Origin of the sequence: Pseudomonas sp. RC10, from assembly GCF_038397775.1 — a bacterium.
In the GTDB taxonomy this organism is placed as follows: domain Bacteria; phylum Pseudomonadota; class Gammaproteobacteria; order Pseudomonadales; family Pseudomonadaceae; genus Aquipseudomonas; species Aquipseudomonas bambusae.
This window is the reverse complement of record NZ_CP151650.1, coordinates 5,715,608-5,741,205: the sequence shown is the minus strand read 5'-3', so window position 1 is coordinate 5,741,205 and position 25,598 is coordinate 5,715,608. Positions and strand designations below refer to the sequence as shown.

The window sequence follows — 25,598 nt, the reverse complement described above, 5'->3', positions numbered from 1 at the left end:
GCCAAGACCATGATCGAACTGCAAGACCTCACCAAGACGTTCCAGAGCAACGGCAAGGAAGTGAAAGCCGTCGACTCCGTGAGCCTGACGGTCAATGAAGGCGAAATCTGCGTATTCCTCGGCCCGTCGGGTTGCGGCAAAAGTACGACGCTGAAAATGATCAACCGCCTGATCATGCCGACCTCCGGCAAGGTGTTGATCAACGGCGAAGACACCACTCAGCTCGACGAAGTGACCCTGCGCCGCAACATCGGTTACGTGATTCAGCAGATCGGCCTCTTCCCCAACATGACCATCGAGGAGAACATCGTGGTCGTGCCCAAATTGCTGGGCTGGGACAAGCAGAAATGCCACGACCGCGCCCGCGAGCTGATGAGCATGATCAAGCTGGAGCCGAAGCAGTATTTGCATCGCTATCCGCGTGAATTGTCGGGTGGCCAGCAGCAGCGGATCGGTGTGATTCGCGCGCTGGCGGCCGATGCGCCGTTGCTGCTGATGGACGAGCCGTTCGGTGCGGTCGACCCGATCAACCGCGAGATGATCCAGAACGAATTCTTCGAGATGCAGCGTGCGCTGAACAAGACCGTGATCATGGTCAGCCACGACATCGACGAAGCTATCAAGCTGGGTGACAAGATCGCGATTTTCCGTGCGGGAAAACTGCTGCAGATCGATCACCCGGACACGCTGCTGGCGCACCCGGCAGACGATTTCGTCAGCAACTTCGTCGGGCAGGACAGCACCCTCAAGCGTCTGTTGTTGGTGAAAGCCGAAGACGCCGCCGACAACGCGCCGAGCGTCAGCCCGGAAACCCCCGTGGCCGACGCACTGGAAGCGATGGACGAGAACGACCGCCGCTACGTGGTCGTCACCGATGCCGCGAACAAGGCCATGGGTTACGTGCGTCGCCGCGACCTGCACCGTCAGACCGGCACCTGCGAGCAATACCTGCGTCCGTTCAACGCCACCGCCGCCTACGACGAACACCTGCGCATCCTGCTGTCGCGCATGTACGAGTTCAACCGCGCGTGGCTGCCGGTGCTGGACGCCGAGAACGTGTTCCTGGGCGAAGTGACGCAAGAGTCGATCGCGGCGTACCTGAGTTCGGGGCAATCGCGGGGCAAGAAAACCAGCATTGTTTCGCCTGCGGAAGCGGCGGAGCAGGCGGCGTCGGTTTAAGGTAACGGGATCAGGCGCAGCCGCGGTGCCTGATCCCACGCCTTCGCGAATGAATTCGCTCCCACAGTCAGCCCGCGTTCAGCCTCTATTGCAGCACGACTTGCCACCGTCTGACGGTCGAAATGCAATCGACCTGTGGGAGCGAATTCATTCGCGAAGGGATGGCACCGACAACGCTTCTCTCTCGCCTGAAACCCATCTCTTTCGCCGCACGGCTTCCCAAGGCAGCGCCATTGCAATCACAGCCGCTGGCAAGCCGTGCCGCTACGTGCGTTCGTCTGCCTGTTCGATCAGCGGGAACATCAGCCTGTCACATCGGTCGGTTACTACAGGGTGATTGAACGAGCGTACTGGCCCGTCTGGCAAAAACGGGCAGAAACGCGACATTTTTTGTTGATCTCCAGCCCTTCAGGTCCTAAAGTTCGCGCCGAACGTCCATGCTGGAAACGATCCATCCGGCTCAAGTACTGACGACGAGACAGCAAGGCCAACCGGGGATGCATGACCGGATGGCCTTTTTGCTTTCGGTCAACGGCCTTGGGAAGTAGGCGAACCAAAGTGGGGATACGGAGGACGTTCATTTGCACCCATTGTTTTTTACCGTTTGCCAACAGGAGTCCCCCGCATGTCGATCCAGGTCGAAGACTATTTCGAGAAAAGCACCTTCGCCAAAATGAAGGCGTTCGCCGACAAGCAAGAAACCCCGTTCGTGCTCATCGATACCGCCATGATCAGTCAGGCCTACGATGACCTGCGCGCCGGTTTCGAATTCGCCAAGGTTTACTACGCGGTCAAGGCCAACCCGGCCGTCGAAATCATCGACCTGCTCAAAGAGAAAGGTTCGAGCTTCGACATCGCCTCGATCTACGAGCTGGATAAAGTGATGGACCGTGGTGTTGGCCCGGATCGCATCAGCTACGGCAACACCATCAAGAAATCCAAGGACATCCGCTACTTCTACGAGAAGGGCGTGCGTCTGTACGCGACCGACTCCGAAGCCGACCTGCGCAACATCGCCAAGGCCGCACCGGGTTCGAAAGTCTATGTGCGCATTCTGACCGAAGGCTCGACCACCGCTGACTGGCCTCTGTCGCGCAAATTCGGCTGCCAGACCGACATGGCGATGGACCTGCTGATCCTCGCCCGTGACCTGGGTCTGGTGCCTTACGGCATCTCTTTCCACGTGGGTTCGCAACAGCGCGACATCTCCGTGTGGGACGCCGCGATTGCCAAAGTGAAGGTGATCTTCGAACGCCTGAAAGAAGAAGACGGCATCGAACTCAAGCTGATCAACATGGGTGGCGGCTTCCCGGCCAACTACATCACCCGCACCAACAGCCTGGAAACCTACGCAGAAGAAATCATCCGCTTCCTGAAGGAAGACTTCGGTGATGACCTGCCGGAAATCATTCTGGAACCGGGCCGTTCGTTGATCGCCAACGCCGGTATCCTGGTCAGCGAAGTCGTACTGGTTGCGCGCAAGTCGCGTACCGCCGTCGAGCGTTGGGTCTACACCGACGTGGGCAAGTTCTCCGGCCTGATCGAAACCATGGACGAAGCCATCAAGTTCCCGATCTGGACCGAGAAGAAAGGCGAAGTCGAAGAAGTCGTGATCGCCGGTCCAACGTGCGACAGCGCCGACATCATGTACGAGAATTACAAGTACGGCTTGCCACTGAACCTGGCCATCGGCGACCGCTTGTACTGGCTGTCCACGGGTGCGTACACCACCAGCTACAGCGCTGTTGAATTCAACGGCTTCCCGCCGCTGAAATCGTTCTACATCTAAGCGTCAGCGCTCATAAGAAAACGGCATCCATTGAGATGCCGTTTTTTTTGCATTTCAAAAACTGAATCGCAGGATATGGGCGAACGTGTAGTCCACCAGACGTTGCGCCTCACGGGCAGAACTGGCAGCCGATTGACAGGACACCTTCATACGCCGAGGCGACTGATTCGCCTTCAAACCCTGGACTTCCCGAACCGTGGCGTTCAGAAGGCCAGACAGGCGTGAGCAATAAGCGCCCATATTGCCTGCCGAGAGAATCGTCGTGTTGTAGGCGCGTCGATGCCATTCAAGGCTGCTTCTTGCCGAGGCCAGACGGCTCTCATCTCTTAGCGCGCTGTTGAGTGTCTCCGGAAGTGTTTTGGAGGCTCCTTTGATCAGCAGCCCTTTTCGTTTCGCGTATTCGTACGTCCTCATGTTCATGAAGTCCATGAACCGAGGAATGGTCTGTTTGGCGCAAACGATGATGCGCTCGCATTCTGCCTGTTGTCGTCTGAATGCCTCTTCGTGACGTGACAGGTCCTGCGTGATTTGCCTGATCCGGCTGTCGAACGGGTTGCTGTCCAACAGGGACATCACCTCGTTCAGTGTCTTCTTGGTGTCCTGGTGGATCGCGCGAATCTGCGTCGCACTGTTGCGCCAGAGCGGAGCGCCCTGCCGCGCCGTCGCAACGGTCTGATCCATCGCGGGCTCTTTGTATTTGCCGTACTCGGCCTGTGGCACCAGGTCGAGTTTGATCTTGAAGGCTTCGATGTACTGAGGAAGCTTATCGAGATAGCCGATGTTGAATCCAAGATAAGCGACGTCTTCGGAATCGATGAGATGGGTTGTCATAGTGCGCCCTCCTTGGCGTTACAGATGGTCATTGATGCCCGTAATCTCTGCGGAACTCACGGTCGGCGTCTTTGAACACCTTGAGCAACAGGTCCGCTTGGATTTTGATTTGCTCCCAGGGCTTGGCGACCTGTTTGAAAGCGTTCAGCAAACGACGAAGAGCCAGCGTGCTATCGATCTTGCCTGCCTCTTGAACCGAATGTTTCAGGTACGTGTCCAGGGCCACCCATACGACCGCCAAGTTCGTGGTCGCAGTGTAGGCGTCGCCAATGACCAGATTGAGGTCCTGCACATCATTGCGTACCCGCTGCAATGAGGCGTGAATAGTGTTTTTCTGCGACAACAGATCGATGCTTTTCTCTTGTTGCAGGCGCAGCGCATTGATCTGTTTGCGCACCTTGTCGGCATCGATGCCGTAGTAGATGCCCAGGCCAACCAGCGCAAAACTTGCGCCAACCGATTTCTTGACCAAGGTCTGGTATTCCCGCTGCTTCTCCTCGATGTCCGTGGCCCGCCGATTGATAGCGTTGTTCAGGTCCCGAATGTCCTGAGGCATAGAGTGGGTGTCGATGCTTTTTAACTTGCCCGTCAAATCACGTATCACGTCTGCCGACAATTGATCGGAGAAAGTATCGAGGCGACGTTTGAGTGCCGCTGTCGCATCCTGGCGGTGCAGGACGAGGGTAGCCACCTCTTGAACGTAATGCAGGAAATCCGCGTGATCTTCCGGAGCCAATGCTTCGGCAGGCTTGGCCTTGATCTCGTCGTAAAGCTGTTGGGCCGCTTTTCCATACACCTGCATCTGATCGGCGAATACCCACAACTCACTGCCGACGTTCATGAGGTCGGTGCGAAGCGGATTCCATTGTGATGCATGACGATGAATGCGGCTGAAACTTGCCTGAAAATCCTTGGCTTCGAGATTAGGGCCAGCACCTTTTTCGTAACCGAGATACCCGACAACCTCTTTAAGCGTCGTCGGCAGCGCGAGGCCATAGGTTTCATAGCGCTTCAAATTGATCAATTGTTCTTTCGTCAGAATGAGGCCGGGCGCGCGAACGGCTTCTTTATCCGTGCCCGCCGCCGCAGCGATCAATGTGCCAGGCAGGCGTTGCGCCCGATCAAGTTTCTCAGTGCGAAGGGGTGCGTCATCCAGTCCATTGGAAGGGTTCATCATGTTGATCCTGTCATGAGAGGAAGTGCGAGAGAGGCAGAGCTGGTGTGAGTCCAGCGGCCTCAGGTAAGAAGCCGGGACGAACAGGCTTCGCTCTTCCCGGCCGGCGCTGTTCAGCGCTGAAGATGAATGTCAGGGGATCACTTTCAGATGTTTCGCCAGTGCCAGCGCGTCCACGATGAGTTGAGCGATAGTGTCCTGATTCTCAGCATTGACAGCGCTGTGCGTGCTCAGGAAAGAGCGCTTGGCTGCAACGATTTTTTCGAACTCGGCGATGTACTGCGCGCGGTGATCGTCGAAATCATGGCATGCGACGATCAGCTCTTTTTTGGACGTGACCAGACGCAGTTCATGGGCCTTTTCCTGCGTGCTGGCGATCAGCGCATCGATCTGCTTACGCAGCGCGTTGCGGGCTTCGACCATGCCGAGGTAGTTGATCAGGCCTTCGGCTTTTTCCAGGATCTGTTGCACCAGTTCGATGGCGCCTTCCACGGCAATCAGTTGCGGTGGTGTCATGCCCAGTTTCACCAGCTCCTGCGCGGTCAACGCTGTGTCTTTCGCCAATGCGCTGAAACCCTTGGCTTCGATCACCGCCATTGCGTCTGTCAGCGCTTTTCGCTTTTCTTCCAGCGCAGTCTGGCGTTCCTTGATTTCCAGCACTTCCGACGGCAAACGCGCTTGATCGTCTTCGAGTTGCTTGACGTACGACTGGGTGGTGGCGCGGTCAATGGGACTTGCGAGGGCGGTCATCAGATTGCTGAGCGTCATCTCTTTCTTGCCGACGACACCCAGGATGGTTTCAACTCGATGAACGATGTCCTCAATGATTTCTTCCTTATCGGACTCCGGGGCGCTCTGGAATTCCTCATGAAGTTCGCGGAGTGTGCCAACGTTGATGCCTAACAGGATATCCATTGATTGGGCGATGTCGCGAAGCTTGGAATGTGCGTTACGTAGCGAACGATCCAGATCACAGATTCGTCCATGCAATGAGGGCAAGTACTGCGTCTGAATGAAAAGCCGCTTCACCTCGATGGTGGCGTTCGATGCTTGGGTCTTCGCCTGTTGCAGCGCGTGGATGTCTAATTCGGGGTAATCGGCGCGGGTCGGGAATCGGGCAATAGTGCTCATGGTTTAAACTCCGTAATCTTCTTTGAATTCGCGATCTGCTTCAGCAAACACGCGTTCTAATTTTTTGGCGTCCACCTCGATGGTTTCCCACGGTTTAACCACCAGGTTGAATTGATTTCTGAACCGGCGCATGGACAGCGCGTCGTTGATGCCTTTGACTTCGGCTGCGGAACTGGCGATGAATGTGCCCAGCGAGTTCCAGACACTGATCAGGTTCTTGGTGGCGATGTCAGCGTCAATCACGATGAGGTCAAGGTTCTGAAAGTCCATCCGAACCCGGCCAAGCGACGCCAGGATCCGGTTCTTTTGCGCCATCAGCGCGATGTCCTTTTCCTGCTCTTCGGTCAACTTATTGCGTTCTTTTCGGATCTTTTCGGCTTGAACACTGGAGTAAATCATCATGACCAGATTGCCCGCGACGGCACCGATCGCCTGCTTGACCAGTTCTTTGTATTCTTTGTTTTTCTCTTCGATGGCCAGTGCGCGGTTATCGATTTTTACTTGCAGTGCTTTGATTTCGCTACCCAGCTTGTTGTTGTCAATGAGTGACAGCTTGAACTCGATGGCCGGGCCTACTTGTTCAGACAATTGTCTGCCAAACGCGTCAAGACGCTGTTTGATACGAAGGGCTTCCGTTTCCTGCTCTTTTACTTTATTGAGAATCTGGTCCAGGTAATAACCCAGGTCATTGCGATCTTCGGCCTCAATGCCCGGGAATTTTTTGCCCAGCTGAAGTTCGACTTTGCGCAGGTCTTCAAGTGTCTTGATGTTGTATTTTTCGATCAGACCCAGTGTCTTTATGTCGTCGAAGACCTCTTGCATGCTTGCGCCATAGACCTGGATGGAGCCGGCGAACACCACGAGTTTGGTGTTAACGGTCAGCAGGTCTGTGCGCAGAGGATTCCACAGTCGGGCGTGGCCGTTGATGAGTGTGAACGTATGCTGAAAGTCAGCAGCCTCCAGGCCACGGCCCGCGCCCCTTTCGTAACCCAGATAGGCAATGACGTCTTTCAGAACGGTGGGGAGTGCCAGGCCGGCAATCTCGTATTTCTTGAGGTTTTTGACCTGCTCTTTGGTCAGGATCAGCCCGGTGTCTCGGGCATCGTCTTGCGGGGTCGCTACCGATGAGCCAAACAGTCTCGCAGGATCGTTCGCCGCGTCGGTCGCAAGGTTTGCTGTGAATTGAGACATATCATTAGTCCTTTAATGATGTCGCGTTACATTTCTGAAGTTAATAAATACTTCAGATGCAGAGTGTTGAATGTGTCTGCACGAGAAGGAGAGTAAGTTGTGCTTTTGAAGAGGTCAAAGCGGAAAAATAGTCTGTGCCTGTAGGATAATTCAGGCTTGTGAAAGAGAGAGTCGAGTTCGCTCAATTAAATCAGGGGGGGAAGATGTGCTTGCAGGTGTTTTGAAATTTCATTCAGGCAAAGCGAGTTACACATTTCGCCCCTTAATCGTTTAAAAGTGCACGATATTCCGCAGCGTCTTCCCGATTGCCCATCTCTGCCGCACGTTGATGGTAATCCAGTGCCAAGGCGCGAACCTCCGGGTGCCTCGCTTGCAGCAGCGTCTTGCGGCTCACGCGCAAGTAGTTGAGGTTGCCTATTTGAAGGGCTGTTCTTAGCCAAACGACCGCTTCTTCGATTCGCCCATGATCGGCCAGCACGGCGGCATGGCTGAACTGCCCGCGAAAATCACCAGCCTCTGCCGAGCGGCGATACCAGTCGTGCGCGGCCTGCACGTCCTGTTCACAACTCACGCCTTCTTCGAGATAGCGGCCCAGCAGGTTCATTGATTTGGCGTGACCCATGTGCGCAGCCTTGCGGTAACACGCCAGCGCGCGGGCCTGATCTTTGTTGACGCCCCGGCCGGTTGCCAGCAGGTTGCCGTAGTTATAAAAGCCCCAATCCAGTTCGACTTCTGCGGCTTGCCGGTAATACTCGGCAGCCTTGGTGGCATCGGGTTCGCAGCCCCACCCGTGCTCGTGGCAACGCCCAGCCATGTTGGTGGCCATCGCGTGACCGTTACGCGAGGCAATCTGAAACCAGGTCAGGGCCAGTGCCGCGTCCTGTTCGATGCCGGTGCCGTCGAGCAGGATCTGGCCTAGTAGCGCTTGGGCATCGACCATGTTCTCCTGCGCCGCAATCAGGATTGCCCGCGCTGCGCTTGCAGGGTTTTCCTGAAGCATGTCACGCAGTTGTTGGCCGCTCAGCACGTCTTCCCGTCGCAGTGTCCAGCTCATGAGTCAGACCTCGACCCATTGGCGCAGCAGGTTGTGGTAAGTGCCTGTGAGTTGAATCAATGACGGGTGATCGGGCACGTCACGGCTGAGCTGTTGAATGGCCGTGTCCATTTCGAACAACAACGTGCGATGACCGTCGTCGCGCACCAGGCTTTGGGTCCAGAAAAACGATGCGTAGCGAGCGCCCCGTGTCACGGCGTTGACTTTGTGCAGGCTGGTGGCGGGGTAGAGCAGCATGTCGCCCGCAGGCAGTTTGACCGAGCGGGTGCCGAACGTGTCCTGAATCACCAGTTCGCCGCCGTCATAGTCGTCCGGGTCGCTGAAGAACAGCGTCGACGACAGATCAGTGCGCACGCGCTCGATGCTGCCCTTGGCCTGACGCACGGAATTGTCGATGTGGAAATCAAAACTGCCGCCGCCGGTGTAGCAATTCACCAATGGGGGAAACACTTTATGGGGCAGGGCGGCGGACATGAACAGCGGGTTCTGCCACAGCCGCTCAAGCATCGCGGCGCCGATTTCCTTGGCCAGCGGATGACCTTCGGGCAGTTGCAGATTGTGTTTGGCCTTGGCCGACTGGTGACCTGCCGTGATCTTGCCGTCCGCCCATTCGGTCTGCTCCAGGGCTTCGCGGATGCGCAGCACTTCCTCGCGGGTGAACAGGGCGGGAATGTGTAGAAGCATGGCCAAAGCGCTCAGGTGCAAAAAGGTAACGAATGGTAGTGATTCTTATTGGTCGTGTAAAACCCTGCGAGCCCCTGTAGACGAATGAGCGACGAAAATCCGTAAAGCTAAATTGTAAAGATTGTAAGTTTTATGCGAATACAAATGATTCCCAACTATATTCCGCGACCTCAACATTCCTTGGGGAAGGAAAATGTCGCGCCAATCACAACCGTCATCCGCACATTCGCAGCGCTCAATCGCAGGCGCTGTGGGCGTCGCTATCGCTGCCATGTCTGCCAGTCATTGGGTACACGCTGCTGAAGCCACTTCGGATAAAGCGCTGAATCTGGGTGCCACTACGATCGATGGCGAGGCGGTCGACACGGCGTACAAGACCGAGGAGTCGACGTCCAAGAAGTACACCGCGCCTTTGCGCGACACGCCAAAGAGCGTCACGGTCATCCCGCAGCAAGTGATTCGCGACACCGCCGCCACCAGCCTGGCGGACGCCCTGCGCACCACCCCTGGCATTACGTTCGGCGCCGGCGAAGGCGGCAACCCGAACGCCGACCGCCCGATCATTCGCGGTTTCAACGCTGAGAGTGATGTGTTCATCGACGGAATGCGCGACGTGGCGGCCCAAAGCCGCGAGATCTTCAACGTCGAATCCGTCGAGATCAGCAAGGGGCCGGGCTCTGCGTTCACGGGTGCAGGTTCCACGGGCGGCAGCCTGAACCTGGTCACCAAAGGTGCGCATCTGGGCAATGCCTACAACGGCGGCTACACCTTTGGCTCGGATCAGACCCAACGCTACACGCTGGACGTCAACCAGCAGATGACCGACACCTCGGCGGTACGCCTGAACCTCATGAAGCATGACGCCAATGTCGCTGGCCGTAACGACGTCGATGTCAGCCGCTGGGGGTTCGCGCCGTCCTTCGCGTTCGGCCTGGGCACTGATACGCGCGTCAAGGTTGACTACTACCACTTGTCCACCGACGACATGCCTGACTACGGCATCCCGTTGACCAGCACGACTGGGCGCAGCAAGTACGTCGTCGACAAGCCGGCGCACGTCAACGAGAACAATTTCTACGGCCTCACCGGGCGCGATTACCGCAAGAGCGTCAATGACAGCGGTACGTTCCGGGTCGAGCATGACCTGAACGACAACCTGACCCTCTCCAACAGCTTCCGGATGTCGCGTTCGACGCTGGACTACATCGTCACCAACCCCGATGACAGCCGCGGCAACGTCGCCAATGGCCTGGTGTCGCGCTCGGCGAAGAGCCGTAATTCGACGTCCAGTGGCTTCGTCAACCAGACCGACCTGCAAGCGAAATTCAACACAGGCTTTGTTGAGCACAGTTTGGTGACAGGCGTTGAGTTCTCGTACCAGGACACCCACAACCGCGCGTATAACGTATTGAGCGCGACGGGAGGCACTATCGGATCGACGTGCAATGCGGCGTTGTTGAGGTCTGGCGACTGCACCAGCCTGTATGACCCAAGCCCTAAGGACGCGTGGAACGGCACCATTACCGACAGCCAGGCGTTCACCGACACAGACACCAAGACCAGCGCCGCTTATGTGTTCGATACGCTGAAATTCAACGATCAATGGTCGCTGAACCTTGGGCTGCGCTACGACGACTATGAGGTCAAGTCCAGTGGCTACAGCACCGGTGGCCGTGGCACGGTGGCCGGGACGTTCAAGCGCGAAAACACCAGCCAGCTCTGGAACTACCAGGTCGGCCTGACGTACAAGCCGTTGCCGAACGGCAGCGTCTACGCCGCCTGGTCGACCTCCAGCAACCCGTCGGGTGAAACCAGCGGTAACGGCGGTCTGGAACTCGCTGCCAACAACACTGATCTCGATCCGGAAAAGAACCGCAACTACGAGATCGGCACCAAGTGGGACTTCTTCGACGACAACCTGTCGCTGACCGCCGCGTTGTTTCGCACCGAGAAAACCAACGCCCGAATCACCGATCCTGACAACGCTACTTTCCAGGTGCTCGATGGTGAGCAACGTGTCGATGGCCTTGAGCTGACCTACGCGGGCAACATCACCCGCAAATGGAAGGTCTATGGCGGTTACACCTATATGGAGAGCGAAATCGTCAAGGCCACCAACAAGGCTGACGAAGGCAATCACATGCCGAGCACGCCGCGTAACAACTTCAACTTCTGGTCCACGTATGAACTGGTTCCGAAGCTGACCGTCGGCGCGGGTGCGACCTTCGTGGATTCGCGCTTTGGCAACGAAGCCAATTCGGTCGAGGTTCCGTCCTACTGGCGCTACGACGCCATGGCGACTTACGCCCTGACCAAGAACGTTGATCTGCAGCTGAACGTGCAGAACCTGACGGACAAGCGTTACTACGATCAGGTGTTCACGACGCACTACGCGCACATGGCGGCGGGTCGTACAGCACTGATGAGCGCCAACTTCCACTTCTGATAAAGAAGCGGAATCAAGAAGCCCCACCTGCCGTTGGCGGGTGGGGTATTTGTGCGAGACGGCCCTTTGCAATCCACAGTCCTGTAGGAGTGAGCTTGCTCGCGATGGCCGTGTGTCAGTTATGTCCTATGTGTCATGCAGACTCCCATCGCGAGCAAGCTCACTCCTACAGGAGGGGGGCCAAGGCGGCAGTCGAGGCTAGACGCAATATGTGCTGGGGTTGTGACCGAATAAAGAATCAGCCACGGATGAGAATGCATGCCGTTTCTGCGCATAATGCGCGCTGCAGCGGGTTATTGAGGTGATCGAGGGTGTTGAAGAAGGTCCTGTTTCAAGTGCATTGGTTCTTCGGGATCACGGCGGGTCTGGTGTTGGCGCTGATGGGCATCACCGGGGCGCTGTATTCCTTTCAAGAGGAAATCATCGATGCGCTCAATCCCGACACGCTGTTCGTGCAGCCGGGCGAACATCGTCTGTCACTGGCCGAGATGGTCAGCAAAGTCGAAGCCCAAGGCCATGACACGGTCTCGATGTTTCGTATCGAAACCGAGGGCAATCGGGTCGCACAGGTCTGGTTCAAACCCGCCCCCGGCGAACGTCGGGGTGTGATGCACAACTTCGACCCCTTCACCGGCGCGTTCAAGGAAGACGCGGTCGGTCAGGATGTCTTTGGCTTCATTCTCAACCTGCACCGCTTCCTGGCCGCCGGTGAATACGGCAAGCAAGTCACCGCCGCGTGCACACTGATCCTGCTGTTCTTCTGCCTGTCCGGCTTGTACCTGCGCTGGCCCCGCCAAGCGTTGAACTGGCGCGTCTGGCTGACGCTGGACTGGGCGAAGAAGGGACGCAGTTTCAATTGGGACTTGCACTCGGTGTTCGGCACCTGGTGCCTGATCGTTTACCTGCTGCTGGCGATCACGGGCCTCAACTGGTCCTACGACTGGGTGAGCAATGGCCTGAACACACTCATCGGCGACCCTCCCGTGGCGGGCGAACAACGCCGTGGCGGGGGAGGGCCGCGACCTGGGCCGGGCCCGAAAGACGCGACACCTGTCGCTGCTCCGGCGCCGGACTACGCCGCCATCTGGGACACGATCCAGAAAGCCGCTGGCCCGGACCTCAAGACCTACAACCTGCGCATGCCGCAGGCGCCGGGTCAGATGGCAACGGTCTTCTACCTTCTCAAAACAGCGCCGCACCCGCGTGCGCTGAACCAGATCACCCTCGACCCGGTAAACGGCCAACTCAAAGCCAACACGCGCTACACCGACAAGGGCTATGGCGCGCAACTGTTGGTGAGCAACTACGCGCTGCACACGGGCAGTTACTGGGGCCTGACCGGGCGTCTCGTCATCACTGTCGCCGCGCTGATGATGCCGCTGTTTTTCATCACCGGCTGGTTGTTATATCTGGACCGACGTCGCAAGAAGCGTGACATCCGCAATGCTCGGGGCGAGGTCGGTGTATCGACACCTGGCGCTTATGGCAGTCAAGGCCCGGCGTGGCTGATTGGCTTCGCCAGCCAGAGCGGTTTCGCCGAGCAACTGGCGTGGCAGACGGCGGGGCAGTTGCAGTCGGCGGGTTTGCCGGTGCGCGTGCAACGGCTGGCAGACGTGACGGAGCAAGACCTGAATCAAAGCCGCAACGCCTTGTTCGTGGTCAGCACGTTTGGCGACGGCGAGGCGCCTGACAGCGCACGGGGGTTCGAGCGCAAGTTGTTGGGTCGCCCGTTGGACCTGGAAAACCTCAATTACGCAGTCCTGGGGTTGGGGGATCGTCAATATCAACATTTCTGCGGGTTCGCTCAGCGCCTGCACGACTGGTTGACCGAACGTGGCGGCAACACGCTGTTTGCCCCCGTTGAGGTGGATAGCGGCGACAGCGCCGCCCTGCAACATTGGCAGCAACAGTTGGGAGAGCTGACCGGCTCGACACCGGCCAACGCGTGGACAGCGCCGGAGTACGAAAACTGGGTGCTGGCGCAACGGGATTGGCTGAACCCTGGCAGCGTTGGTTCGAAGGTGTTTCTGCTCGGTCTGATTTCAGCTTCCGGCACGCAGTGGCAGGCCGGTGATCTGATCGAAGTGTTGCCACGCAACGCACCCTTGGCGGTCGAGCGATTTCTGGCCGGGTTGGGCATCGCGGCGGACACGCCGGTCACGGTCGATGGTTTGAATGAAACGCTGGCGCAGGCGTTGAGCAGCCGTCAGTTGCCTGCCAACCGCAGCCATTTGGTCGGACTGCACGCGCAGGCGCTGGCCGACGCGCTGGTGCCGTTGGCCATGCGCGAATACTCGATTGCGTCGATCCCCGAAGAGGGCTCGCTGCAACTGATCGTTCGTCAAGAGATTCATCCTGACGGCAGCCTTGGCTTGGGTTCTGGCTGGCTCACCGAGCACGCGGCCGTGGGAGACGCGATCAGTCTGCGGGTACGTCGTAACAGTGGTTTCCACTTGCCGGTCGAGTCGGTCCCTATGATTCTGATCGGCAACGGAACAGGACTGGCGGGGCTGCGCAGTTTACTCAAGGCCCGCATTGCCCAAGGGGAGCCGCGCAACTGGCTGCTGTTTGGCGAGCGTCATCTTGCTCACGATTTTCATTGTGGCGAAGAGCTGAACGGCTGGCTGGCGTCGGGTGATCTGGCGCGGCTGGACCTGGCGTTCTCCCGTGATCAGGCGCAGAAAGTCTACGTGCAGGATCGCCTGCGGGAAGCCGCCGAAGAGCTGCGCGTCTGGCTGGCCGAGGGCGCCGCGATTTACATTTGCGGCAGTCTGGAAGGCATGGCGACGGGCGTGGATGAGACGTTGAAGGCGTTGTTGGGAGAGCAGGCGGTTCAGGCGCTGATCGAACAGGGTCGCTATCGCCGGGACGTCTATTAACAGGACGCAGATCTGTGTCCTGCCATAACTCATGTGGGAGACGCCGGAGGTTACGACGGCAGCGAAAACGGTAGGTCAGGTCACTCATCTGTCCCTGATACACCGCAATCGCTGCCGTCGTAACCTCCGGCGTCTCCTACAGGTTTCGGTGCCAATCTTCAGATTGCAATTCTGATCAACACCCCTACCTCGATTCAGACCAAACAAAAAAGGCCGTTACGCTCAAGCGTAACGGCCTTTCTCATTTATCGATCAAACGTGGCTCACGCCACAAACTGCTCCGCATAGTGGCAAGCCACCTGACGATTATCCACGGTGCGCAGTTCCGGAATCTCGGTGCTGCAGCGTTCGGTCGCGTACGGGCAGCGCTTGTGGAAGGCGCAGCCTGATGGGGGGTTCAGCGGGTTGGGCAGTTCGCCGACGATCTTGATCTTCGGCTTCAGCGGGTCCGGGTGAATCGTTGGGGTCGCTGACAGCAGCGCCTGGGTGTACGGGTGCAGAGGGCGGTTATAAATCTCCTCCTTCGGCCCCATCTCGGCAGGACGACCCAGGTACATCACCAGTACCGTGTCCGCCACATGCCGCACCACCGCGAGGTTGTGCGAGATGAACACGTAACCGGTGTTGAATTCCTGCTGCAAATCCATGAACAGGTTCAGCACCTGCGCCTGAATCGACACGTCCAGCGCCGACGTCGGTTCGTCCGCCACCAGTACTTTCGGTTGCAGCATCATCGCGCGCGCCAGGGCAATACGCTGACGTTGACCGCCCGAAAACATGTGCGGGTAGCGCTGGTAATGCTCAGGGCGCAGGCCGACCTGCTTCATCATCGCCTGCACTTTCTCGCGGCGTTCGGCCGCCGACAGCTTGGTGTTGATCAGCAGGGGCTCGCCCAGTTGATCGCCGATCTTCTGGCGTGGGTTCAGCGAGGCGTACGGGCTTTGGAACACCATCTGCACGTCTTTGCGCAGTTGCTTGCGTTGCTCCTTGGTCGCGCCATTCACTTCCTGCCCGGCGATCTTCAATGAACCCGACGAAGGCTCTTCGATCAATGTCAGGGCGCGGGCGAGTGTGGACTTGCCGCAGCCGGATTCACCGACCACCGCCAGCGTCTTGCCCGCTTCCAGTTCGAACGACACGCCGTTGAGGGCGCGAACGGTGGCGTGGGGTTTGAAGAAACCCTGGGATACATCGTAGTGACGGGTGAGGTCACGGGCGGTCAATACGATTTCGCTCATTACGCCACCTCCTGATTCAGCGGGTAGAAGCAGCGGGCGAGGCTGTTGGCTTTAGGGTCCAGCGCAGGGCGCTGTTGGCGGCAGGTCTCTTGAACGTACGGGCAGCGCGGCGACAGCAGGCAGCCGCTCGGACGGTCGTAACGGCCAGGGACGATACCCGGCAGCGTCGAGAGGCGCGCGGCGCCCATGCTGTGTTCGGGAATCGCGGCCAGCAGGGCTTCGCTGTACGGGTGCGCAGGCACGTCGAACAGACCGGGCACCTGACCGACTTCCACCGCTTGCCCTGCATACATCACGCACACACGCTGGGCGGTCTCGGCCACGACAGCAAGGTCGTGAGTAATGAGCACCAGGCCCATGTCCTGCTCTTTTTGCAGGGCGAGCAACAGGTCCATGATCTGAGCTTGAATGGTCACGTCGAGCGCAGTGGTCGGTTCGTCGGCGATCAGCAGTTTCGGTTCCCCGGCAATCGCCATGGCAATCGCAACACGCTGGCTCATACCGCCCGAAAGTTGGTGCGGGTAAGCCTCCAGACGCTGTGCGGCGCCCGGGATTTCAACCTTCTGCAGCAGCTCCAGCGCACGTTGGCGCGCAGCGCGGCCCGACATGCCGAGGTGGGCGCGCAGCACTTCCTCGATCTGGAAACCCACGGTGTAGCTGGGGTTCAACGCGGTCATCGGGTCCTGGAAGACCATCGACAGGTCTTTGCCGACGATCTGCCGACGCTGGCGCGGGCTCAACTTGAGCATGTCCTTGCCGTCGAAAATCAGGGAGTCGGCGGTGACGATGCCGGGGTGATCGATCAGGCCCATCAGCGCCATCATGGTCACGGATTTGCCCGAGCCGGATTCGCCCACAATGGCCAGGACTTCGCCCTTGTCCACGGCCAAGTCCAGGCCGTCGACGACCGGGGTGGCGGTCGCATCGCCGAAGCGAACGTTGAGGTTTTTGATTTCTAAAAGTGGCATTCGGACGTCCTCAGGCGGCGTTCTTGAGTTTCGGGTCCAGCGCATCGCGCAGACCGTCGCCCATCAGGTTGATTGCCAGCACGCTGAGCAAAATGGTCAGACCTGGAAGGCTCACCACCCACCAGGCGCGTTCGATGTAGTCGCGGGCCGAAGCGAGCATGGTGCCCCACTCAGGCGTTGGCGGTTGTACACCCAGACCGAGGAAGCCCAACGCCGCAGCGTCGAGAATCGCCGAGGAAAAACTCAAGGTCGCTTGAACGATCAGCGGTGCCATGCAGTTCGGCAGTACGGTGATGAACATCAGGCGCGGCAGGGTCGCACCGGCCAGGCGGGCGGCGGTCACGTAGTCGCGGTTCAGCTCACCCATGACAGCAGCACGGGTCAGACGCACGTAGGACGGCAGCGAAACGATGGCGATGGCGATCACGGTGTTGATCAGGCCAGGGCCGAGGATCGCGACGATCGCCACAGCCAGCAGCAGCGACGGCAGGGCCAGCATGATGTCCATCAGACGCATGATGGTCGGGCCGAGGATTTTCGGGAAGAAACCGGCCAGCAGGCCCATGAGAATCCCTGGAATCAGCGACATCACCACCGACGAAAGGCCGATCAGCAGCGACAGGCGCGAACCCTGGATCAGACGCGACAGCAGGTCGCGACCCAGCTCATCGGTGCCCAGCAGGAACCGCCATTGACCGCCTTCGAGCCAGACCGGTGGGGTCAGCAGGAAGTCACGGTATTGCTCGCTCGGATCGTGAGGGGCGACCCATGGCGCGAACAGGGCGCAGAAAACGATCAGCAGCATGAACGCCAGGCCCGCGACGGCGCCTTTGTTCTTTGAGAAATGCTGCCAGAACTCTTTGTAAACGGACGGGTAGAGCAGGCTTTGATCGACTGCTACTACGGGAGTAGGTGTGCTCATAAAAAGTGATCTCAGCGCTGGTGACGAATGCGTGGGTTGGCAAAGCCGTAGAGGATGTCCACCACGAAGTTGACCAGAATCACCAGGCAGGCGATTAACAGGATGCCGTTCTGCACGACAGGGTAGTCACGGGCGCCAATGGCTTCGATCAGCCATTTGCCGATACCCGGCCAGGAGAAGATCGTTTCGGTCAGCACTGCACCGGCGAGTAGCGTGCCCACTTGCAGGCCGAACACGGTCAGAACAGGGATCAGCGCGTTGCGCAGGCCGTGGACGAACACCACGCGGGCAGGCGACAGGCCTTTGGCGCGGGCGGTACGCACGTAGTCTTCACGCAGCACTTCGAGCATCGAGGAGCGGGTCATCCGGGCGATCACCGCCAGCGGAATGGTGCCCAGCACGATGGCCGGCAGAATCAAGTGACGCAGGGCGTCGATGAACGAGCCTTCTTCATCGCTGAGCAGGGTGTCGATCAGCATGAAGCCGGTTTTCGGCGGAATGTCGTACAGCAGGTCGATACGTCCCGATACCGGGGTCCAGCCCAGCGATACCGAGAAGAACATGATCAGGATCAGGCCCCACCAGAAGATCGGCATCGAGTACCCCGCCAGGGAGATGCCCATCACCCCATGGTCGAACAGGGACCCTCGTCGCAAGGCCGCGATGACACCGGCCAGAAGCCCGATGATGCCAGCGAATATCAGCGCCGCAATCGACAGTTCCAGCGTCGCCGGGAACAGCGAAGTGAATTCGGTCCACACGCTCGTGCGCGTCCGCAGCGATTCGCCGAGGTCGCCATGGGCGAGCTTGCCGACGTAATCGATGTATTGCGCATAAAGGGGCTTGTTCAGGCCAAGACGTTCCATGGCTTGGGCGTGCATTTCCGGATCGACCCGGCGTTCACCCATCATGACTTCGACCGGGTCGCCCGGAATCAGGCGAATCAGTGCGAAGGTCAGCAAGGTGATGCCGAAGAAGGTGGGTATCAGTAACCCCACTCGGCGAGCGATAAAACTAAACATCTTCTCGTGTACCTCATCTGCCGGTTAGGCGTGTTCCGGCGGGTCTCCGGTTTGGAGCCCGCCAGATTCTTCTTCTACTTCACCTGGGTGGTGGCGAAGTTATTAGTGGTGAGGGGGCTAATGTGGTAGCCCTCTACGTTCTTGCGCATTGCCGTGAACATCTTGGTGTGCGCCATGCTGATCCATGGCTGATCCTGATTGAAGATCACTTGTGCCTGCTCATAGAGCGCAGCACGTTCGGCCGGGTCGGTTTTTTCCCGTGCCTGATCGATCAGGGTCTGGAACTTCTCATTGCACCAGCGGGCGTAGTTTTCGCCGTTTTTGGCGGCTTCGCAGCTGAGGTTCGGCGTCAGGAAGTTATCAGGGTCGCCATTGTCACCTGCCCAGCCCGCCGACACCATGTCGTGCTCGCCGTTTTTGGCACGTTTGAGCATTTCGCCCCATTCCATGACGCGAATATCTAACTTAATGCCGACTTTCGCCAAATCCGACTGCATCATCTGCGCGCCCAGCATCGGGTTCGGGTTGGTTGGACCGCCGCCGTTGCGGGTGAACAGGGTCAGCACGGTGCCGTCCGGCACGCCTGCTTCCTTAAGCAAGGCACGTGCCTTGTCCAGATCGTGGGCCGGATTCTTCAGGGTTTTGTTGTAGCCCAGCAGGGTGTCCGGGTACGGGTTGACCCCTACCGTGGCGTTGCCCTTGCCGAACAGCGCGTTGACGTAGGCTTCCTTGTCGAAGGCGATGTCGATGGCCTTCCGCACCCGCACGTCGCTCATGTACTTGTGGGTGGTGTTCATCCCGATGTAGGAAGTGGTCATCGCGTTCAGCTCATCGACCTTGAGGTTCGGGTCGTTCTTGATGCTCGGGATGTCATCTGGCTTGGGATACAGCGCGACCTGACACTCGTTGGCCTTGAGCTTTTGCAGGCGCACGTTGTTGTCGGTGGCGATGGCCAGAATCAGGGTGTCCGCTGGCGGTTTGCCACGGAAGTAATCCGGGTTGGCCTTGAAACGCACCTGTGCATCCTTGGCGTAGCGCTGGAATACAAAGGGGCCGGTGCCGATCGGCTGGCTGTTCAGGCCTTCGAGTTTATTGCTCTTGAGCAATTGATCGGCGTATTCGGCCGAGTAGATCGAGGAGAAGGCCATGGCAACGTCCGCCAGGAACGGTGCTTCGCGACGGGTCAGGGTGAATTTGACGGTGTTGTCGTCAACCTTCTCGACGTTCTTGAGCAGGTCCTTGAAGCCCATGCTTTCGAAGTACGGGAAACCCACGGTCGATTGTTTGTGCCACGGATGGTTCGGGTCCAACTGGCGTTGGAAGCTCCAGACCACGTCGTCGGCATTCATGTCGCGCGTTGGTTTGAAGTAATCGGTGGTGTGGAACTTGACACCTTTGCGCAGGTGGAACGTGTAATTGAGGCCGTCTTCGCTGATTTCCCACGACTCGGCCAGAGCCGGCTGGATGTCAGTGGTGCCGGGCTTGAAGTCCACCAGACGGTTGTAAATGGTTTCCGACGCAGCATCCCCAGTGACGGCGGTGGTGTACAGCGCAATGTCAAACCCTTCCGGGCTGGCTTCGGTGCAGACCACAAGAGGTTTGGCCTGAACGCCGACCGCGGCGCTGAGCAGTGTCATTCCCAGTGCCAATGCGACTGCGTTGCGCAATGTTGCGAGTTTGAATGTCGATTTCAAGAAAACGCCCTCCGCAAGTGATGAAGCCATTACTCAGTGGGTGCTTCGGGGCATTAAGTTCTGTATGAACCTTGCCCCGAAACTGCCCAGCGGTTGATTAAAGGATGTTGAACGGGATGGTGGTCACCAGACGGAACTCGTTGATGTTGCCGTCAGCCTGGTTCGCACTCGCGCGGTGGGTGGTGTACGTGCCGCGCATGGTCGAGGCCTTCAGCGGGCCGGACTGCAGGGTGTACGACGCGCCGACGCCGTATTCGTAGTGAGTTTCGCCGTCCATGCTGCGCACGTCATAGGCGGTGCCTTTGTAGTGCGTACCGTCGATGTCGAAGCCGCGGGCTTGATAGACGTTGAACTTCAGGCCTGGCACGCCATAGTCGGCCATATTCAGCAGGTAGCTCAGCTGCACCGACTTCTCGTTCGGTCCGTTGAAGTCCGAGAGCAGGGAGTTGGCGAGGAAGATGGCGTTGCTGTCATGCACGTAGTCGAAGTAGGTGTCACCCTCGACTTCCTGATAGGCGATGCTGAAGCTGTGCGCCTTGTGGGTCGCGGTCAACGACAGGGAGTAGGTGTCGTTGTCGATCGGGCCCATTTTCTTCGAGCCGGAATCTTTGGTTTTGTAGTAGTTCAGGTTGGTGCTCAGGCCCAGGACGTCGGTGTCGCCCAGCTCGTGCAGGAACGAGAAATAGTACTGGTGCCAGAAATCCTGGACGTTCGAAGCGTAGAAGCTGGTCGTCAGGCTTTTGAACGGCTTGTAGTCGACACCGGCCATGTCCACGCGGTCGGCTTCGATGTTCGCGTTGGCGGTGTACTCGGAGCGGAACTTGGTCAGGCTCTGCTCGGAACGCGGTGAGACGCGGTCGAAGCTGCCAGCGGTGAACGACAGGTTGTTGAATTCTTCGCTGAGGATGCTCACACCTTCGAAGCTCGACGGCAGCGCACGGTTACCGATGTAGGCCAGTACCGGCGTGTTCAGCGACTGGCGGCCGGCGGTCAGCGTGGTGTTGGAGATGCGAGCCTTGATGTTGCCCAGGCCCAGCTTGCTCCACTGGCCAACGGGGTCGCCGTTGTTCTTGGTCAACGTGCGGTTGGCGCCGCCCATCAGGTCATCCTTGTCGCGGTCCAGCGCAACGGCGTTGTAGACCGCCATCTGCGTGGCGAACCCGACGGTGCCCTGAGTGAAGCCCGAGCTGTAGTCAACGATGGTGCCTTGCACCCAGTTGATACGACGTGGGTCGCGATCGACCACGACGCCGTTCTCGCTGCGGCTGAAATTGCCGCCGCGACGCAGCAGTTCATTGGCGTACCAGTTCTTGGTCGAACCGGTGATTTTCGAGTCTTCCAGAAAGCCTTTGGCTTCGCTCTGGGCGTTGGTGGTGGCCAGTGTCGTCGGGACGAATTCCTGACTGGTTGGCTCTGCCTGGGCCGCGACGCTCAAGGCGAGGGCGGAGAGGGCGAATACAGCGGTGCTGGCTTTTTTCACGTGTTGAAGCTCCCTTTTACATCTTTTATAGAGGCCGGTTTTTATGGAGGACCGGCTTTGATGAAGCGGCCTTGTGGGCCTTTTTTCGCTCGTTCCGCGGATTGCGGATAAAGCAGTGCCAAAGGCGAACATTCACCTGTGGCACAGTTGCTCGGGTTAGTCGGCGATGCTGACGCCGGAGAAGTTGTTGCGATTGAACGGACTGACCTGAAACCCCTGAACGTTTTTACGCAACGGCTGAATGACCGTGGAGTGAGCGATCGGCGTGATCGGCACCTGGCTCTTGAGGTAGTGCTGGGCTTGCTTGTAGAGGTCGATGCGCTGGTTCTTGTCCGCCGTGGACACGGCCGACTTGATCAGCGCGTCGTACTTCTCGTCGCACCACATCGAGTAGTTGTTGCCGCCAATGGAGGCGCAGCTGTACAGCGTGCCCATCCAGTTGTCGGGGTCACCGTTGTCGCCGGTCCAGCCGATCAGCGAGATGTCGTGCTCGCCGTTCTTGCTGCGCTTGAGGTACTCGCCCCATTCGTAGCTGACGATGGTGGCCTTGATGCCCACCTTGGCCCAGTCAGCCTGAAGCATTTGCGCCATCAGCTTGGCGTTCGGGTTGTACGGCCGTTGCACGGGCATGGCCCAGAGGGTCAGTTCGGTGCCTTCCTTGACACCGGCAGCACGCAGCAGCTCGCGTGCCTTTTCCGGATTGTAGGGGGCGTCCTTGACGGTTTCATCGTAGGACCACTGGGTCGGCGGCATGGCGTTCTGCGCCAGTTGGCCCGCACCCTGATACACCGCGTCGATGATCGCCTTCTTGTCCACCGCCATGTCCAGCGCCTGACGAACCTGCAAGTTGTCCAGCGGCGCATGGCGCACGTTGTAGGCGATGTAACCGAGGTTGAAGCCGGGTTTCTCGATCACCTGAAGATTCTTGTCTGCCTTGATGGACTCGACGTCGGCGGGGCGGGGATTGAGTGTCACCTGACACTCGTTTTTCTTGAGCTTCTGCACACGCACCGAGGCATCGGTATTGATGGCGAAGATCAGTTGATCGATCTTCACGCGGCTCGGGTCCCAGAAGTGTTTATTAGCGACGTAGCGAATTTGCGAATCTTTCTGATAACGCTGGAATGCAAACGGGCCTGTACCAATGGGCGAATTATTGATCTCGCGAACATTACCCGATGCCATCAGTTTGTCAGCATATTCAGCCGACAGAATAGAGGCGAAGTTCATTGCAATATTTTGGATGAAGGCCGCGTCCACTTTGTTCAGTGTGAATACGACCGTCATGGTGTCAGTCTTTTCCACTGACTTGATGTTCTTGTCCAGGCCCATGCTGGTGAAGTACGGGAACTCCGTCGGGTAAGCGACGCGGAAGGGATGATCCTTCTGCAACATGCGATTGAAGGTGAACAGCACGTCGTCGGCATTGAAGTCGCGGGTCGGCGTGAACAGCTTGTTGCTGTGGAATTTCACGCCAGGGCGCAGGTGGAACGTGTAAGTCAGGCCATCGGGCGAGATATCCCAGCTCGTCGCAAGCGCAGGCACCACGCTGGTCTCGCCGCGTTCGAACTCCGCGAGGCGGTTGTAGATCGGCTCGGCGGCGTCGTTGTCAGTGCCCGACGTGTATTGGGCGATGTCGAAACCGGCGGGGCTGCCTTCCGAACAAAACACCAGACTGTTGGTAGCCGCTTGTACGGTTGGAATAGTGGCTAATAGCCCAGCAGTGATTAACGAAGACACAGCAATGTTTTTACGCATGACAATCCTTATCGTCTGGGGCGTGTATCACTTTTGATGATGCGGAAAATTCCGGGGCAATCGTTTGCGCAAATGGAACTGTCCGATCAGATAAACCGACCGACGGGAAAACGATAACTATCAGGTACGGGAACTCAGAACGGTATGTCCGTCCGGCCGCACAGTAAATACTTCAGACTTCTTCAATGTTTGTAGGAAAAGTGCATATCGTTAGTAGGCAATTTCTTTCAGCTGCACACTTACTCGTCTAACGATATTCATTTTCGTTTCTGAATCACGCACAAGACGACACGGTCGCGACACCCGAAGGTATCGCGACCGTGCAGTCACAGAGGGTTATTACTTACCGCTGACGCTCACGCCGTAGAACGAGTTCAGACCGAATGGGCTGATCTTGAAGTCCTGAACTTCTTTACGCATCGGCTGGTAAACAGTCGAGTGCGCAATAGGGGTCATAGGGACGGCGGCCTTGAGTAAGTGCTGAGCCTGTTTGTACAGCTCGGTGCGCTTGGACTGGTCGGTGGTTTCCTTGGCCTGGTGGATCAGCTTGTCGAAGCCGTCCTTGTCGCACCATTTGGCGAAGTTGTTACCGTTGACCGCGTCGCAACCGAACAGGGTGCCCAGCCAGTTATCCGGGTCACCGTTGTCGCCGCTCCAGCCAATCAGCATCGCGCCGTTTTCGCCGTTTTTGGCGCGCTTGATGTACTCGCCCCACTCGTAGGAAACGATCTTGGCGTTGATGCCAATCTTCTTCCAATCGTTCTGCAGCATTTCAGCCATCAGCTTGGCGTTCGGGTTGTACGGACGCTGAACCGGCATCGCCCACAGGGTGATTTCGGTGCCGTCGGCCACGCCTGCCTTTTTCAGCAGTTCCTTGGCCTTGGCGACGTCGTACGGCGCATCCTTGATGGTGGTGTCGTAGGACCACTGGGTCGGCGGCATAGCGTTCACCGCCAGTTGGCCTGCACCTTGGTAAACGGCGTCGATGATGGCTTTCTTGTCGACCGCCATGTCCAGCGCCTGACGCACTTCCAGTTTGGCCAGTGGGTTAGGCTTGGACTCGCCTTTGATTTCCGGCATCACGTTGTAGGCGATGTAGCCCAGGTTGAAGCCCGCCTGATCAGGCATCTTCAGCGCAGGGTCGGCCTTCAGCGGTGCCAGGTCGGCGGGACGCGGGTAAGCGGTGATCTGGCATTCGCCTTTCTTCAGCTTCTGAGCGCGAACCGAGGCGTCGGTGGTGATCGCGAAAATCAGGTTGTCGACTTTGACGTCTTCAGGCTTCCAGTAGTCCTTGTTTCCGGTGAAACGGATGTTGGAGTCCTTCTGGTAGCTCTTGAACACGAACGGGCCAGTGCCGATCGGCTTCTGGTTGATGTCTTCCGGCTTGCCTTCCTTGAGCAGTTGGGCGGCGTATTCAGCGGACTGAATGGACGCGAAGCTCATCGCCAGGTTCTGGATGAACGCGGCATCGACCACGCCCAGGGTCATCTTGACGGTGTGATCGTCGACTTTCTCGATCTTGGTGATGTTGGTGTCCATCGCCATGTCGGTGAAGTACGGGAATTCGGTCGGGTACGCCTTACGGAACGGATCGTCCTTGTTGATCATGCGGTTGAACGTGAACAGCACGTCATCGGCATTGAAGGTACGGGTCGGTTTGAAGTACGGCGTGGTGTGGAACTTGACACCTTCACGCAGATGGAAGGTGTAGGTCAGGCCGTCCGGGGACACGTCCCAGCTAGTGGCCAGGCCTGGAATGACGGCGGTGCCGCCGCGTTCGAACTGGCTCAGACGGTTGAAAACGGTCTCGGCCGAAGCGTCGAAGTCGGTGCCGGTGGTGTACTGACCTGGGTCGAAACCAGCGGGGCTGCCTTCGGAGCAGAACACCAGGTTCGATGCTGCTTGAGCGAAGGGAGCGCTGGCGATCAAACCTGCGCCGAGGAGAAACGGAATGACCGCTTTTTTGAGCATGGTGGCCTCAGTTGTTGTCATTTTTTAGTTGAGGGTACGACCTTATGGGTCGGTCCCGCGGATACTTATGCAGGCGCCATACCCAAAGCAAGATGCTGGCGCCAAACAAGTGTCAAAGAGTGGCACGAACGTACACGAATGTCGCAAAAGTATAATTTTTGACGCGGTTGAACGTTTGCGTGTCGCA

18 protein-coding genes are annotated in these 25,598 nt (G+C 58.2%); 4 read left to right on the top strand and 14 right to left on the bottom strand.

The window, feature by feature from the left end; genetic code table 11:
• Positions 1-9 precede the first annotated feature (9 nt).
• Positions 10-1,179: an ABC transporter ATP-binding protein gene (locus AAEO81_RS25915; RefSeq protein ID WP_341964623.1), complete on the top strand. Its 1,170-nt coding sequence runs from the start codon at positions 10-12 to the stop codon at positions 1,177-1,179.
• Between the two features lie 625 nt (positions 1,180-1,804).
• Entirely contained in the window at positions 1,805-2,968 is a 1,164-nt protein-coding gene (locus tag AAEO81_RS25910) for a type III PLP-dependent enzyme (RefSeq protein WP_166593760.1), read from the top strand.
• Between the two features lie 54 nt (positions 2,969-3,022).
• Here the strand turns inward: AAEO81_RS25910 and AAEO81_RS25905 are convergent, their stop codons facing one another.
• From AAEO81_RS25905 to AAEO81_RS25880, 6 genes are all read right to left on the bottom strand, one after another.
• Positions 3,023-3,799, bottom strand: a complete 777-nt coding sequence (locus tag AAEO81_RS25905) for a hypothetical protein (protein WP_341959839.1) — start codon at positions 3,797-3,799, stop codon at positions 3,023-3,025.
• 28 nt (positions 3,800-3,827) lie between these two features.
• Positions 3,828-4,895, bottom strand: coding sequence for an alpha-xenorhabdolysin family binary toxin subunit A (locus AAEO81_RS25900; protein WP_341959837.1), 1,068 nt, complete (start codon positions 4,893-4,895; stop codon positions 3,828-3,830).
• Between the two features lie 210 nt (positions 4,896-5,105).
• Entirely contained in the window at positions 5,106-6,104 is a 999-nt protein-coding gene (locus AAEO81_RS25895) for an alpha-xenorhabdolysin family binary toxin subunit B (protein WP_341959835.1), read from the bottom strand.
• Between the two features lie 3 nt (positions 6,105-6,107).
• Complete coding sequence (locus AAEO81_RS25890; RefSeq protein ID WP_341959833.1) at positions 6,108-7,295, bottom strand: alpha-xenorhabdolysin family binary toxin subunit A; 1,188 nt, start codon at positions 7,293-7,295, stop codon at positions 6,108-6,110.
• 262 nt (positions 7,296-7,557) lie between these two features.
• Positions 7,558-8,349 (bottom strand): tetratricopeptide repeat protein, encoded by a 792-nt coding sequence (locus AAEO81_RS25885; protein ID WP_341959831.1) that lies wholly within the window; start codon positions 8,347-8,349, stop codon positions 7,558-7,560.
• Positions 8,350-8,352: 3 nt separating this feature from the next.
• Positions 8,353-9,033, bottom strand: coding sequence for a Fe2+-dependent dioxygenase (locus AAEO81_RS25880; RefSeq protein WP_341959829.1), 681 nt, complete (start codon positions 9,031-9,033; stop codon positions 8,353-8,355).
• Positions 9,034-9,226: 193 nt separating this feature from the next.
• Between AAEO81_RS25880 and AAEO81_RS25875 the strand changes: the two genes are divergently transcribed.
• Both AAEO81_RS25875 and AAEO81_RS25870 read left to right on the top strand, forming a co-directional pair.
• Positions 9,227-11,479 carry a TonB-dependent siderophore receptor gene (locus AAEO81_RS25875; protein WP_341959828.1) on the top strand — a complete coding sequence of 751 codons (2,253 nt, stop codon included), beginning with the start codon at positions 9,227-9,229 and terminating at the stop codon, positions 11,477-11,479.
• Between the two features lie 314 nt (positions 11,480-11,793).
• A complete protein-coding gene (locus tag AAEO81_RS25870) occupies positions 11,794-14,358 on the top strand; it encodes a sulfite reductase flavoprotein subunit alpha (RefSeq protein WP_341964622.1) in 2,565 nt (854 codons plus the stop codon).
• A gap of 263 nt (positions 14,359-14,621) precedes the next feature.
• On the opposite strand, the gene AAEO81_RS25865 is transcribed toward AAEO81_RS25870, so the two are convergent.
• From AAEO81_RS25865 to AAEO81_RS25830, 8 genes are all read right to left on the bottom strand, one after another.
• On the bottom strand, positions 14,622-15,596 hold the full coding sequence (locus tag AAEO81_RS25865) for a peptide ABC transporter ATP-binding protein (protein WP_166593752.1): 975 nt from the start codon (positions 15,594-15,596) through the stop codon (positions 14,622-14,624).
• A complete protein-coding gene (locus tag AAEO81_RS25860; RefSeq protein ID WP_341959827.1) occupies positions 15,596-16,564 on the bottom strand; it encodes an ABC transporter ATP-binding protein in 969 nt (322 codons plus the stop codon). Before AAEO81_RS25860 ends, AAEO81_RS25865 begins: the two co-directional genes overlap by 1 nt.
• A gap of 10 nt (positions 16,565-16,574) precedes the next feature.
• Positions 16,575-17,486 carry an ABC transporter permease subunit gene (locus AAEO81_RS25855; protein WP_341959826.1) on the bottom strand — a complete coding sequence of 304 codons (912 nt, stop codon included), beginning with the start codon at positions 17,484-17,486 and terminating at the stop codon, positions 16,575-16,577.
• 11 nt (positions 17,487-17,497) lie between these two features.
• Entirely contained in the window at positions 17,498-18,508 is a 1,011-nt protein-coding gene (locus tag AAEO81_RS25850; protein ID WP_166593749.1) for an ABC transporter permease subunit, read from the bottom strand.
• Between the two features lie 74 nt (positions 18,509-18,582).
• The gene (locus AAEO81_RS25845) at positions 18,583-20,145 is read right to left on the bottom strand and encodes an ABC transporter substrate-binding protein (protein ID WP_341964621.1); all 1,563 of its coding nucleotides are present in this window, start codon (positions 20,143-20,145) and stop codon (positions 18,583-18,585) included.
• 154 nt (positions 20,146-20,299) lie between these two features.
• Positions 20,300-21,682, bottom strand: a complete 1,383-nt coding sequence (locus tag AAEO81_RS25840) for an OprD family porin (RefSeq protein WP_166593747.1) — start codon at positions 21,680-21,682, stop codon at positions 20,300-20,302.
• Between the two features lie 156 nt (positions 21,683-21,838).
• A complete protein-coding gene (locus AAEO81_RS25835; protein ID WP_341959824.1) occupies positions 21,839-23,440 on the bottom strand; it encodes an ABC transporter substrate-binding protein in 1,602 nt (533 codons plus the stop codon).
• 339 nt (positions 23,441-23,779) lie between these two features.
• The gene (locus AAEO81_RS25830; protein WP_341959823.1) at positions 23,780-25,411 is read right to left on the bottom strand and encodes an ABC transporter substrate-binding protein; all 1,632 of its coding nucleotides are present in this window, start codon (positions 25,409-25,411) and stop codon (positions 23,780-23,782) included.
• Between the last annotated feature and the right edge of the window lie 187 nt (positions 25,412-25,598).

Excerpts from the sequence above, each read along its gene's own strand:
- AAEO81_RS25905 (WP_341959839.1), bottom strand. The coding sequence starts at position 3,799 with ATGACAACCCATCTCATCGATTCCGAAGACGTCGCTTATCTTGGATTC.
- AAEO81_RS25850 (WP_166593749.1), bottom strand. The coding sequence starts at position 18,508 with ATGTTTAGTTTTATCGCTCGCCGAGTGGGGTTACTGATACCCACCTTC.
- AAEO81_RS25885 (WP_341959831.1), bottom strand. The coding sequence starts at position 8,349 with ATGAGCTGGACACTGCGACGGGAAGACGTGCTGAGCGGCCAACAACTG.
- AAEO81_RS25895 (WP_341959835.1), bottom strand. The coding sequence starts at position 6,104 with ATGAGCACTATTGCCCGATTCCCGACCCGCGCCGATTACCCCGAATTA.
- AAEO81_RS25835 (WP_341959824.1), bottom strand. The coding sequence starts at position 23,440 with ATGCGTAAAAACATTGCTGTGTCTTCGTTAATCACTGCTGGGCTATTA.
- AAEO81_RS25855 (WP_341959826.1), bottom strand. The coding sequence starts at position 17,486 with ATGAGCACACCTACTCCCGTAGTAGCAGTCGATCAAAGCCTGCTCTAC.
- AAEO81_RS25915 (WP_341964623.1), top strand. The coding sequence starts at position 10 with ATGATCGAACTGCAAGACCTCACCAAGACGTTCCAGAGCAACGGCAAG.
- AAEO81_RS25865 (WP_166593752.1), bottom strand. The coding sequence starts at position 15,596 with ATGAGCGAAATCGTATTGACCGCCCGTGACCTCACCCGTCACTACGAT.
- AAEO81_RS25845 (WP_341964621.1), bottom strand. The coding sequence starts at position 20,145 with ATGACACTGCTCAGCGCCGCGGTCGGCGTTCAGGCCAAACCTCTTGTG.
- AAEO81_RS25830 (WP_341959823.1), bottom strand. The coding sequence starts at position 25,411 with ATGCTCAAAAAAGCGGTCATTCCGTTTCTCCTCGGCGCAGGTTTGATC.
- AAEO81_RS25910 (WP_166593760.1), top strand. The coding sequence starts at position 1,805 with ATGTCGATCCAGGTCGAAGACTATTTCGAGAAAAGCACCTTCGCCAAA.
- AAEO81_RS25890 (WP_341959833.1), bottom strand. The coding sequence starts at position 7,295 with ATGTCTCAATTCACAGCAAACCTTGCGACCGACGCGGCGAACGATCCT.
- AAEO81_RS25875 (WP_341959828.1), top strand. The coding sequence starts at position 9,227 with ATGTCGCGCCAATCACAACCGTCATCCGCACATTCGCAGCGCTCAATC.
- AAEO81_RS25880 (WP_341959829.1), bottom strand. The coding sequence starts at position 9,033 with ATGCTTCTACACATTCCCGCCCTGTTCACCCGCGAGGAAGTGCTGCGC.
- AAEO81_RS25860 (WP_341959827.1), bottom strand. The coding sequence starts at position 16,564 with ATGCCACTTTTAGAAATCAAAAACCTCAACGTTCGCTTCGGCGATGCG.